Genomic DNA, 11,052 nt, shown 5'->3' with positions numbered 1-11,052 from the left:
GCCCCCGGTTTTTATGTTTCACGTTTACAAAAAGTCCTATAATGCTGGCTCAAAAAATAGTCTGATGCCAACACTTTACCCTTCATCACCTGTTTTCCATCCAGATGCCTATACTCAGAATCATTTTTAATTTTTTGACTTATTTTTACCTCTCGTTTTTCAGGGTCAATAGAAAGCAGGAAGTTATCAAAAAGTCTATGTATATCAACACGCAGGCACAAACCGTTATCTAACCTATTCGAATGATGTCCCGTATAGGGGTTTATGTGAGCTGCTTCCAGAACTGTTCTTATTCGACTACCTGAAATGCAACAACTGCCATAGTAGTTGTTAAGCACTTGTTGTCGAAAATCTTGCTGTCCCTCCCGAACAACAGAAACGCTTTTTCGGCGCTTTTTTTCATCTAAGGCAATAGACTCTAACGACTTTTTATCAAATTTACTATTATCAAGGCTGGAAGCAGAGCCTACGTAAGGAAGATCATCTTTTAATTTTTCTATTTCATCGTGATTGATTAGTGCTTGCCATGCGCTAGAGTTAACCACACCAGCTTTTTGTCTTAATAGAGCAAGTGCTTGACAAGCAGCCTCAATACTAAAAAAACTAGTAGGCCTATTTTTCCAAGCTGATTCAAGTTCTTCATTACTTAACTCTAAAACCTGAAATATAGTCAAAGCGTTTCGATCAACTATCTTAACGTAGCTTTCTTCTGATCCGTCAGGCAAAAACGGAGCATTCAACTCAGCAATCTCAGCTCTATTTATATAATCTTGCCATCCGTGATAGCTATCTACTACTCCAGATGCAGCCTCGATAATTGCAAGAGCTTCCGCTGCAGCTTCTTTAGATCCACAAAAATGCTCCCTGTTCTCCCATACTTCAATAACCTCATCGACCGACATTTCATCAAGATCACCAGGTTCATAAACCCACAGGTAATTTTCTGAAACGTCAGGCTCAGGTCGCTCTAGGTTAAGCTCTCCTTCAGCCTCTACAGCTGAGTCATAAGCATCCCACCCATCATCTCGAACAGTTTCTAACTGCCTAGCTATTTTTTTGTCCCGCGCTTTAGCACCAATTTTATGCTGATGGGCTTCAATTCTTTGCCAGGCATCCCATGACCATGACCTCCGCATACCAACTTTTCTTTTTTGTCTCTTATTTTTATTCGACATGCCTGCACCTCAACACTATTGCTCCGGGGCCGTCTCCGCCACCGCATTAACCTGCTGGTCTTGCCATTCACCGTAAGTCTTTCGGCTAATTTTCTCTACCCAAGCGGTGCGACCATTCGCTGGACGACCAGACACCACCGCAGCAGCGGCACTGGGGCTTGAAAAAGCATGATCACGAGTGAAGCTCACGCCTCCCCCTTCATCTGCTACCAGCACGCCTTCTTCTGTCAGCTGTTGGTAAAGGGGCTTATAACTGGCGTAGTCAGTGCTGCTAGCCCAGCGCTCGCGGGCTTTGCTGCCTGCTAGCACGACAAATTCACCATCCACTTCTTGTGCCCAGGCAGCGATTTTGTACTTAGGTATGTTCAACTCAAAATTGGTGGTGGGCGCTTGTAGCGCAGGCTGTTCCTTGCTTTGCGTCAGCGGGCTTTGACGTTGACGAAGGAAGTCCAAGCCCAGCACCGGCAGCACGGTGCGGATCTGCTCGACAAAGAACGCCATATCGGCGCGGTCGGATTCAGGCAGGTTGATGTAGTCGTGGGCGGTGCCATTCACCAGCTTGCAGCGGCCAAGCTCGCCTGCTGACTGGATCAGCAGGCTTTCAAGGTATTTCACATGGGCTTTGGTGAGGTTCTGATCCTTACTGGTGACCAGGCAGACCTTCTCCCAGAAGTCCTTGCCGCCTTTATCTTCTGGCCGGTTGTGCTGTTTCAGGCGGGTGCCCACGTCATCGCTCTCGCCGATATACACCTGCGGGCGTGGGCTGCCTTCCAGGTCAGGGCCGACCAGAAAATAGATACCGGTGCGGCCGCACTCGGGGCGCTGCACCAGTTCTGTCAGCTTGGTACGCGGGCCGGTGAGTACATGGCCGGTCCAGTTCATGATCTCGGCGGTGAGAAGCCCATTGGGCGTGCCATCCACCAGAAACAGCCGAATACTGCGTCCCTGCGTCATACCGCCTCCTGTTGGCTAGCCTCTTTGGCATCCGCTCCCTCCGGCGGCTGCCAGCCGCGCACGTCTATCTTGCCGGTGACTGCAGCGGAGATCAGGGAAGTGCGGCGTTCTTGTAATAGTGAAATTGCGACGCCCGCTATGTTAATGAGTTGATCGAGCCGTGACATTAACTCTGATACTCTATTTACAATTTCACTCTGCTCTTGCAAACAAGAAGGGCACGCAACCCATGGCGAAAGCACATCTGAGTTGGAAAGGTTTGCTTGTTTTGTGCCTGACGGGAGTGAATATATCTGGTTTAAATAACTTTCAGACTGAAGCAATAAAAGCAAAAATTCTGGATCCACTTTCTCTGATAAAGGAGTTATCTTAGCAACTCGCTGATTTAGCAAACCAGGCTCTTCTGAATCATACATTACAGCAAATCCGTAGTCTCTTTTGCCAAGAGTTCCTGTAAGAGACATTAGCAAGTCACCCCATTTCACCTCAAATGGTTTGTACTTTCCTCTGCTCGCCATTGGTACGTAAATAGGCTCTCGATCAAGCTGAAGCTTACTTTGGTAAAGATTCCCTATCCGAATTAATTGAATCCCAGAATCAGAGAATTCATTGCTGTTAAACGCATAGCCGCCACTAATGACCGCTAGATGCTTTACTTTTCCGACCGTCCAATGTGCCGGCACTTCCCCCAACCACTCCACTCCGGAATCTTTCATCGGCACCTCGGGATCGAGCCCTTTGGTCACGGCATGGGAAATCACCGCCTGGCGCTTTTCCTTGAGCAACGCGATCAGGCGCTGCTGCTCTTCCACCAAGGCGTCGATGCGGGCGGTTTCGTGGTCGAGGAAGGTGGCGACTAATAGCTGCTCCTCTTTAGGTGGGACGGGGAAAGCAACGCTTGAAAACTGATCATAACTTATAGTTTTACCATCCCTGATACCATCTGACACAACATTCAATATCGAAATAAACCCATAGCTTTTTAATAAATGTTTGAAATAAGAACCATCTACTTTATTAGCCGGCTTCATTACTGTATAAGCTGGACTCACGCATCCGGAATGATCACTTATCTCGATTCCGCCTTGAAAGCTCCTAAGGCTAATCACAAAGTCACCAACTTCCACATGGCGAAAACTAGATATACCAGAAAGAGCTAGGGTTACTTTCTGTTGTTCAGATTCCATGAACAGGTTTTGAGGCACGACGCCATACTTCTGTGTTGCTGAAAGCTGCTTATCATCCTGAAGAGCACGCTCCTTACGATTAGAAAACAATCGCTTTCCAGTAGTGACATCCCAATGCGCTGGCACTTCCCCCAACCACTCAACGCCGGAGTCCTTGTATTCGGGGTAGGCAGGATAGCTCATGCCGATAGCTCCTTGTTCATTTGTGGCTTGCCTTCTCTTTTTCGGGTTCCAGTGCGTCCCGCCATAGCTCGGGAAGGTGCATTGCTGCGTGAGTGGCGTCGGGTTGTTTATCAAGCAGGATATACAAACGCTGCGGCCACGAAGTGCCGGGGTTAATCACCAGCATCAGGTGACGAAGCATCACGAAATGGTTATAGATATAACGTGCTTGTTCAGCGGGTTCTTGAGGGTGCAGAAGAGCTGGCATTTTTTTGATGTACTGATATTTCTTCGCAAAACGCCGGTTCCATAACCGCGCATGATGGGCACACACATTGCGTAGCTGGGTTAGGTTATGAAAAACGCTATGGGTTATTTCAATAGTCGGTAGATCAAGTTGATGGGTAACCTCTTTTTTAATGTCTGTGACAGTGGTGGATTCAAACCACTGAGATAACGCACCAAAGGTCAGCGTTTCCGCCATGATCCATATTGGGGGTAGTCCTGCTCCTTGGTATTTTTTTCGATAATGCTTTACGAAGGCTTCTTCGTTGTCTTTTAGATCACCAGCAGCTCTAGCCACCTGTTTGGCATGCTTATAAGGGCAGTCAAAGTGTTGAGCCTCCAAGTAAGCATGCGGGCCTTTTTGAAGTGCGAAGGCGTTTACCCAAAGCGAGCGAAAAGAGATTTCAATGCGCTCTAGCGCTTCAAGACAAAGCAATCGCAACTCACGATCAAAAATATAGCGGTTGAGTACATCATCAAACGACACCCCAGCTTCAAAAAGATGAGTGCGCCCATTGTCAGCATTAGGTGCAGGTTTCTCAAAGGGCAGCCAGTAAGCACTTAGGCGGTAGTAACCAATATGCGTGAGGTAGTGCTCGGCACGCGCCATGTCAGGCACTTGCATGCCTCGCTCGCGGAGCAGGGAAACTTGCTGGTTAACGGGGATAGGAGGCTTGTCATAGCGCATTTTGACAGCTCCAAAAAAGTAACCCCCCGGTTTGAGCATCACTGCAGCGTACTGCAGGATAGGCTTGGGGGGTGTTGTTACGTTTCATTATAGGTACACAAGCTGAAGCCAGCAAGAAAAATTTTGCCTGCATTGCTGTCCGGGAATCAACAATTAATGCCCTGCTCATGCCGATAGCTCCTCAATCATCTGCTTGATCTTATCGGTGCAGGCTTTGAGGTCGGCGTCGATCTCCTCCAGCGGGCGCGGCGGCGTGAACTTGTAGAAGTGGCGGTTAAAAGGAATCTCGAAGCCGACAATGCCGATGCGGCCATCCAGCTCGTCGCGCTTGTTTTCGTCTATCCAGGCATCGGGCACATGGGGTTTTACTTCCCGTTCGAAGTAGGCGTAAACCGATTCGTCATAGGGCACGTTTTCGTTATCGCGCAGGCTGGTATCCGGCTCCGGGTTGCCGTGTTTGTCGAGGCAAACATCCGCGTCGGGGTCACGCTCGGATAGCGCATTGAGAATCGCCTTCTGCACTGGCGCCCCGGCCTTCAGCCCTTCGGCCTTGAGGGCATTTTTCAGCGCCTTGGTAAAGGCATCGCGGTTGGTATAGCGCTGTTCACCCAGGCTTTCACAGGCGGTTTTAAGCGTGGCTTGCTCGGCGTCCGCCAGCTTCTGAATAGGCTTCTCGTCGTCCAGCCGGGCCAGACGCTCGGCGCTGGCTGCAAAGTTGAGGCGCAGCGGCCGTTCGACGGTGATACGCCGGTAGCCAAAGGCTTCCACCGGGAAGAGCTTGCTTTCATCCGTTTCTTCATAGGCGCCATACAGGCGCACGATATCGTCAATGTCGCGGTCGGTGATGTATTGGCGCTTGCTGCCCAGCGATTTGCGCATCTTGCTGGCGCGGCCGGTGGCGTTGATCAGCTGCACTTTGCCCTTACGCTCGGCGGGCTTGTCGTTGGAGAGCACCCACACATAGGTGGCAATGCCGGTGTTGTAGAACATATCGGTGGGCAGGCCGATAATGGCATCGGCCAGATCATGCTGCAGCAGGTAGCGGCGGATTTCGGATTCGCCGCTGCCTGCCCCGCCGGTAAACAGCGGCGAGCCGTTAAGGATGATGCCGATTCGCGAGCCGCCGTCCTGGCGAGCACGCATCTTGGCCACCAGGTGCATCAGAAACAGCAGCGAGCCATCGGAAACACGCGGCAGTCCAGGGCCAAAACGGCCATCGTAGCCGCGCTGTTTATGCTCATCGGTGACCTTCTTCTGCACCTTTTTCCACTCCACCCCAAACGGCGGATTAGACAGCATGTAATCAAAACGCTCGCCCGCCAGCTGGTCGTCAGAAAGCGTATTGCCCAGCTTGATCTGCTCGACTTCCTGGCCCTTGACCAGCATATCGCCTTTGCAGATGGCGTAGGATTCCGGGTTAAGCTCTTGGCCGTGAAGCGAGACGGTCACACTTTGACTGACTTGCTGAATATAGTCGTCGCTCTCGGAAAGAAACCCGCCGGTGCCCGCTGTCGGGTCATAAACGGTGACGATACTGTTGGGCGTGAGCTTTTCTTCCTGGCCGGTCAGCACCAGTGAGGTGGTCAGGTGGACGATATCGCGGGGCGTGAAGTGTTCCCCAGCCGTTTCGTTGGAGCTTTCAGCAAACTTGCGAATCAGCTCTTCAAAAATGCCGCCCATGCCGTGGTTGCTGACCCGCGCAGGGCTCAGATCAATCGCCGCGAACTGCTGCACCACCTTGTAAAGCAGGTTATTGGCGCTGAGCTGCTGCACAAAACTCTCAAACTCGAAGTGCTCGAAAATCTCCCGCGCGCTCTGGCTGAACGACTGTACGTAGCTCATCAAGTCGTCGCTGGTCTGGGTGTCGGACAGCGACCCTAGCGCCAGCGGTGAGGCATTGAAAAACGGCTGATCCGCCGCGCGTAGCAACAGTTTTTCGCGCACGGCTTCCGGCTTATGCTGATGGATTTCAGCAGCGGCCAGCACCTCGGCCTTGGTGGGGGCCAGCACACATTCCAGACGACGCAGCAGGGTAAACGGCAGGATGATGCGGCCATACTGGGACTGTTTGAAATCGCCGCGCAAAAGATCAGCGACCGACCAGATAAAGGCCGCCAGCTGAGAGTGACTTTCCGTGTTCACAGTGCATCTCCACGTCTAAGAACAATGAATGATAGATAGGGCTATCATACACAGTCTGGCGCGCTTGATCAGTGGACGAAAAGTGACGTTCTGATTAGCTGAAAATTAAAACGCCCCGGAGAGTGCCGAGGCGTATCGTGCATGTCGATGCGTGCTATTTCAAAACGAAATGGAGGATCATTGATACGTCTCAAGCAGGACGTTCACCAACCCTTTCAAACGCACCAGGCGCACGCGCACCAGTGACGCAAGCATGCCCGGTGGACACTGTTCCTCGATTACTGTTTGAGGTAACCGGTAGCCGCCATGCTCAAAACTCCTCAAATCGTCAGTGACTAAAGATTATTCCCAACCAATGTCCTGCTTGTTTAGGTCAGCAGCCAGGACTTCAGGACTTGCAGGACTTCGATTCCAAGAATTTCTTTGATGGGGGGTGCCGATTTGCCATTTCACACTGCCGCCAATCTTGCTGAGGCACTTACATTCGATGCCGAGTTGGCGTAGCGCAGGGGCAGCACGAAGTAACGCAACACAAATACCTTCGGGAGGCAGAGGTCGTAGGTTCGAATCCTGCTATTCCGACCAAAGAATTCAATGAAAACGGCCACTTAGCTCATTGAGCAGGTGGCCGTTTTTGGTTGGAAATGAAACGTCGACAGACCAGACCCTGACAGTCAGTCCGGCTGGCTAGCGTGGTTGTTCAGAAGCACGGCTAACAGATCCGCATAAGCCTGTTCAGACTTCTCTGCTTCCCTGTTTGCCCCGTCAATAGCCCGGTCAACGTCATTGTTCGCCTTGACCAGTTCCCTCTGGATGGTCTTTTCAATATGAAGATGCCCCGAGTAATCACCTTCCGGCAAGGCCTTGAGTGCTTCTCTCACTTCGTGGCGAAGACGTTCTGCCAATTCACGGGCCTGTTCTTCCTCAAGGCGTTTCTTACGCGCCTTTTGTACCGCTGATGCTAGCTTCTGGGCGGCTGTCAGAATGTCATCGGAATGCGCCATCGCGTGAGGCAGGCTGATAACGGCGTTGCTGGATACATTGGTACGCATATATTTCCCCGTTTGCTGACAGCATTTAGTTTGACGGAGTAATAATGCTCAGCAATTCCTTGTAAGCGCCCTGTGCTTTTTCCGTTTCCTCATCCGCGCTTTCCACTGCCTTGTCGAGTTTTTTCAACGCTTTCAATACGTCCTTCTGGACATCTTCAAAGCTGCGTATCTCTGCTGTTACCCGTTTTGCCAGACGGGCTTCAAAGGCGTCATTGGCCTCTTCTTGAAGCGCCCTTGCGGCCTGCTCGGCTTCCTCTTCTTCAACAAGATTTTTCTCACGCTTTTTTGCTGCCGAGGCCAGGATTTTGGCCGCTTCGAGAATATCGTCCACCCGTGGAGTGATCTCCTCCAGAGACAGGGCGGGATACCCGTGATCATCAACGGGTGCCGAGTAGCTGCCCGTGTCATCGACTGAGGTTTCAGAGTCAATGTAGCGCTCTACGCTGGCATCAGGGCCAGCGCCATGTTCATGCCGATCATTCATCAGATGCTGCTCTCCCGTGTACATAAAGAATTCCTCCGGACGTGACGGGCGTTGCTCACCACATCGTCATCCGGCAATCAAACAGGTGACTCAAGACACACTCTGTCCCACGGCTATAGGCCGCTGTAGGATATATAAACGGCCGTCGTGTTAATATAGCTATTCAGTAAATAGGCGCGTTTGCGTTGGCATCGAGCCATTGTAACGAAGGTGGTGTGTTTATTGGGTCGGGGAGGACATTCATGGCAGCCCACGCAGACATTTCCTTCGTCACGGTAAGGCGCCGATTTGATTTTCGCAGCATCGAAATCGGACGCTGGGTGACACCGGCTGAGCGTGATCGTGCCGCCGGACGTTTCCTGCACGCACTGGATGACTTAATGGCGGTACTCCAGGGCCCGGAACACCTGGTATCCCTGCGTGGCACCCTGGGGCTGCAATATGGTATCGGAGGCCAGCTGGGGGTAGCCGCGCATTATTTACCTGCCAGCCGCCAGTTGGCGCTGGCCAAAAATGCCGGTGCCGGAAGCCTGGCTCACGAATGGTTCCACGCATTTGATCACTACATAGGGGCGAAAGCCTTTCTGCATACCGCCCCTCTTCAGTTCGCCTCCAGTGCCTGGCTGGAGGGAACGGCGCAAAGGCGCCACCCCCTCAATCAGCGGCTGGCCGATTGCCTCAAGGCGGTCTTACTCACCGATGATGGCACCGGACCCAGTCGGCTTTTTAAGGCCTCACAGAAAGCCGATAATCAATTAAGCGTGCTGTATTACGCCAAACCTGAGGAACTCTGTGCCCGGGCATTTGAAGCCTTTGTGGAAGATTGCCAGCCCGGTAACCGGTTCCTGGTGAACGGCACGATCCAGTCCGATGAAGCGCACGCGGGTCTATACCCTCAGGGCCGCCAGCGCCAGCAGATTAACCAAGCCTACGAGAGGTATTTCTCAGCACTTGGTCAAGCACTCTACCGGGAGCAGGAAAAACCCGGGTGAAGCTTTCTGTTATAATGAGATCAACGTTAAGGGCTTACCCGCCCACCTTATACGGTCAGCCTACCCGGCAATGACCGTCGTGTTTTAGGAGATATACCATGTCTGCCTCACCTGTCACGTTAATGGTGGCTCGCCGCGTGGCGAATGGCCGCTATCAAGACTTTAATCGTTGGTTAAATGAAGGCCGTGAGCTGGCGGCTGACTTTCCAGGCTACCTGGGGTCAGGCGTATTGGCACCGCCGCAGGATGACGACGAATATCAGATTATCTTCCGTTTCAGCAGCAGTAACACCCTGGCTGCCTGGGAGCATTCCGCCTCGCGTCACGCCTGGCTGATGCGCGGTAAAGGCCTGTACGATGCACCCTACGAGCAGCGCGCCACAGGCCTAGATGCCTGGTTCCAGACGGCACCTGGCGCAGTTCCCCCACGCTGGAAGCAGGCCATTGCCATCTGGCTGGCATTTTTTCCTGTCTCCCTACTGTTTCAATCGCTGTTCGGGGGGCTGCTCGCGGAATGGTCATTAGTGCCTCGCGTTGCGGTGAGTACGCTAATGCTGACGCCCGTTATGGTGTTTGTGTTTATCCCGCTCTCCATGCGCTTGTTGTCACCCTGGCTGCAAGGGAAATGGTCGTTGTCTGACCTTGTGGCGCGGTGGCGTCATAGCCACAAAGTCTGAACCCTTCCGTACAGCATGTGTCAGCGCTGGTGCCTACGCCCCGGCGCTGCGCGACGGGTTAAAGGCGTCTCGAGGGTCCAGGTTATCGGGAGTGGCCTGGACCAGCTGAACACGGCGCTCATGGGCAGCGCGGCACACCTCTGCGTACTGAAACGCTGGAAGCTCATCAAATGCTGCCTGCTCGGCGACGGAGAGCCCGTAATACACCTGGGTAATGCCGCTCCAGTAAATGGCCCCCAGACACATGGGGCAAGGCTCGCAGCTGGTGTAGAGCACACACCCGGCCAGGCGTCTGGTACCCAAGTGTCTGGCAGCCGCCTGAAGCGCCCGAATCTCGGCATGGCCGGCCACATCCTGCGTGGCCTTTACATCGTTGACGCCAGTTCCGACCCGGCGATCATCCTGCACCACCAGGGCAGCGAAAGGGGCCTGCCCCTGCCTGGCGTTGTCGAGGGCAAGCTCGATGCACTGCGCTACCCACGCCTGATGTGTCATGGCTTTCTCCTTTTTGAACGAACGTATTGGCGGTGTTTAAGACCTGAGGAACCCCACGTATATTTTCAATAAAATCAATCAACCCACTCGGCAAGTATCTATCCTCGAATGTCTTCCACGAACTCGATTCGATGAGCGTCACAAAGCGCAACAGGACCACAGGAAGCAGGTTCTTTCGTGTGCACAAGATCACAGAAATGCCGTCAAATCCATCACAAATATTAAACAAGGCCTGGACATCCTGTACAGGAATGTATTGACTGTACCCGTGGCGCTAACTTTAAGTAGGCCGCTTGATAGCCCAGTCTATCGACGGAGCGTCTGACTGAAACACGGTCCATCCATTGAGCGTTCAGACGGGAGATATTTGATGAGCATATCCATGATGGCACGAAGCGCGTTTGCCGCTGTTGTTGTAATGGGCACGATGTCCTCGGCGGCCATGGCTGCTTCCAGCGAAGAGGAAGTGCACTCGGCCCTGGTCGGCAATACCTTCAAGGGAGGCATGGGCGGAGGCATGTATAACAGCTACTTCGCCGAGGACGGCACCTACGAAGATGCCTCTGGTGGGGGTAACTATGAAATCACCGAAGACGGTGTCTGCTACCCCGACACCGATTACGGCTGCTACGCGGCCGAGATCGATGGCAACCAGCTGGAATGGTTCAAGGACGGTGAAAGCGTTGGCACCGGCGTGATCGAAGAGGGCAACACTCTGCAATAATCACACAGGGCATGCGCCTCGTGGCATGTCGTGCG

11 protein-coding genes are annotated in these 11,052 nt (G+C 52.7%); 3 read left to right on the top strand and 8 right to left on the bottom strand.

What is annotated here, in order from left to right; all coding sequences use genetic code 11:
• Nucleotides 1-11: 11 nt before the first annotated feature.
• The 7 genes from LL947_RS01500 to LL947_RS01470 form a co-directional block, all read right to left on the bottom strand.
• On the bottom strand, nucleotides 12-1,175 hold the full coding sequence (locus LL947_RS01500) for an HNH endonuclease (RefSeq protein ID WP_499833177.1): 1,164 nt from the start codon (nucleotides 1,173-1,175) through the stop codon (nucleotides 12-14).
• Nucleotides 1,176-1,190: 15 nt separating this feature from the next.
• A complete protein-coding gene (locus LL947_RS01495) occupies nucleotides 1,191-2,129 on the bottom strand; it encodes a GIY-YIG nuclease family protein (RefSeq protein ID WP_499833729.1) in 939 nt (312 codons plus the stop codon).
• Nucleotides 2,126-3,499, bottom strand: coding sequence for a restriction endonuclease subunit S (locus LL947_RS01490; protein WP_499833728.1), 1,374 nt, complete (start codon nucleotides 3,497-3,499; stop codon nucleotides 2,126-2,128). Before LL947_RS01490 ends, LL947_RS01495 begins: the two co-directional genes overlap by 4 nt.
• Before the next feature lie 16 nt (nucleotides 3,500-3,515).
• Nucleotides 3,516-4,451: an Abi family protein gene (locus LL947_RS01485; RefSeq protein ID WP_499833727.1), complete on the bottom strand. Its 936-nt coding sequence runs from the start codon at nucleotides 4,449-4,451 to the stop codon at nucleotides 3,516-3,518.
• Between the two features lie 165 nt (nucleotides 4,452-4,616).
• Nucleotides 4,617-6,593, bottom strand: coding sequence for a type I restriction-modification system subunit M (locus LL947_RS01480; protein WP_499833726.1), 1,977 nt, complete (start codon nucleotides 6,591-6,593; stop codon nucleotides 4,617-4,619).
• A gap of 674 nt (nucleotides 6,594-7,267) precedes the next feature.
• A complete protein-coding gene (locus tag LL947_RS01475; protein ID WP_404415587.1) occupies nucleotides 7,268-7,645 on the bottom strand; it encodes a hypothetical protein in 378 nt (125 codons plus the stop codon).
• Nucleotides 7,646-7,670: 25 nt separating this feature from the next.
• The gene (locus tag LL947_RS01470) at nucleotides 7,671-8,153 is read right to left on the bottom strand and encodes a hypothetical protein (RefSeq protein ID WP_499833725.1); all 483 of its coding nucleotides are present in this window, start codon (nucleotides 8,151-8,153) and stop codon (nucleotides 7,671-7,673) included.
• Between the two features lie 218 nt (nucleotides 8,154-8,371).
• On the opposite strand from LL947_RS01470, the gene LL947_RS01465 reads away from it, so the two are divergent.
• Nucleotides 8,372-9,121 carry a CLCA_X family protein gene (locus LL947_RS01465; RefSeq protein WP_499833724.1) on the top strand — a complete coding sequence of 250 codons (750 nt, stop codon included), beginning with the start codon at nucleotides 8,372-8,374 and terminating at the stop codon, nucleotides 9,119-9,121.
• A gap of 98 nt (nucleotides 9,122-9,219) precedes the next feature.
• Nucleotides 9,220-9,798, top strand: coding sequence for an antibiotic biosynthesis monooxygenase (locus LL947_RS01460; protein WP_499833723.1), 579 nt, complete (start codon nucleotides 9,220-9,222; stop codon nucleotides 9,796-9,798).
• Between the two features lie 33 nt (nucleotides 9,799-9,831).
• Here LL947_RS01460 and LL947_RS01455 read toward each other — a convergent pair whose 3' ends face one another.
• A complete protein-coding gene (locus LL947_RS01455; RefSeq protein WP_499833722.1) occupies nucleotides 9,832-10,293 on the bottom strand; it encodes a nucleoside deaminase in 462 nt (153 codons plus the stop codon).
• Nucleotides 10,294-10,675: 382 nt separating this feature from the next.
• Here LL947_RS01455 and LL947_RS01450 point away from each other — a divergent pair, with 382 nt between their 5' ends.
• Nucleotides 10,676-11,017: a hypothetical protein gene (locus tag LL947_RS01450; protein WP_499833721.1), complete on the top strand. Its 342-nt coding sequence runs from the start codon at nucleotides 10,676-10,678 to the stop codon at nucleotides 11,015-11,017.
• Nucleotides 11,018-11,052 lie beyond the last annotated feature (35 nt).

This window comes from Halomonas sp. BLK-85 (assembly GCF_044792155.1).
Taxonomy (GTDB): domain Bacteria; phylum Pseudomonadota; class Gammaproteobacteria; order Pseudomonadales; family Halomonadaceae; genus Vreelandella.
This window is presented reverse-complemented; position numbering and strand designations above follow the sequence as displayed.

Coding starts and splice junctions, on each gene's coding strand:
- LL947_RS01470 (WP_499833725.1), bottom strand. CDS start 8,153: ATGTACACGGGAGAGCAGCATCTGATGAATGATCGGCATGAACATGGC.
- LL947_RS01485 (WP_499833727.1), bottom strand. CDS start 4,451: ATGCGCTATGACAAGCCTCCTATCCCCGTTAACCAGCAAGTTTCCCTG.
- LL947_RS01460 (WP_499833723.1), top strand. CDS start 9,220: ATGTCTGCCTCACCTGTCACGTTAATGGTGGCTCGCCGCGTGGCGAAT.
- LL947_RS01500 (WP_499833177.1), bottom strand. CDS start 1,175: ATGTCGAATAAAAATAAGAGACAAAAAAGAAAAGTTGGTATGCGGAGG.
- LL947_RS01450 (WP_499833721.1), top strand. CDS start 10,676: ATGATGGCACGAAGCGCGTTTGCCGCTGTTGTTGTAATGGGCACGATG.
- LL947_RS01495 (WP_499833729.1), bottom strand. CDS start 2,129: ATGACGCAGGGACGCAGTATTCGGCTGTTTCTGGTGGATGGCACGCCC.
- LL947_RS01465 (WP_499833724.1), top strand. CDS start 8,372: ATGGCAGCCCACGCAGACATTTCCTTCGTCACGGTAAGGCGCCGATTT.
- LL947_RS01455 (WP_499833722.1), bottom strand. CDS start 10,293: ATGACACATCAGGCGTGGGTAGCGCAGTGCATCGAGCTTGCCCTCGAC.
- LL947_RS01475 (WP_404415587.1), bottom strand. CDS start 7,645: ATGCGTACCAATGTATCCAGCAACGCCGTTATCAGCCTGCCTCACGCG.
- LL947_RS01490 (WP_499833728.1), bottom strand. CDS start 3,499: ATGAGCTATCCTGCCTACCCCGAATACAAGGACTCCGGCGTTGAGTGG.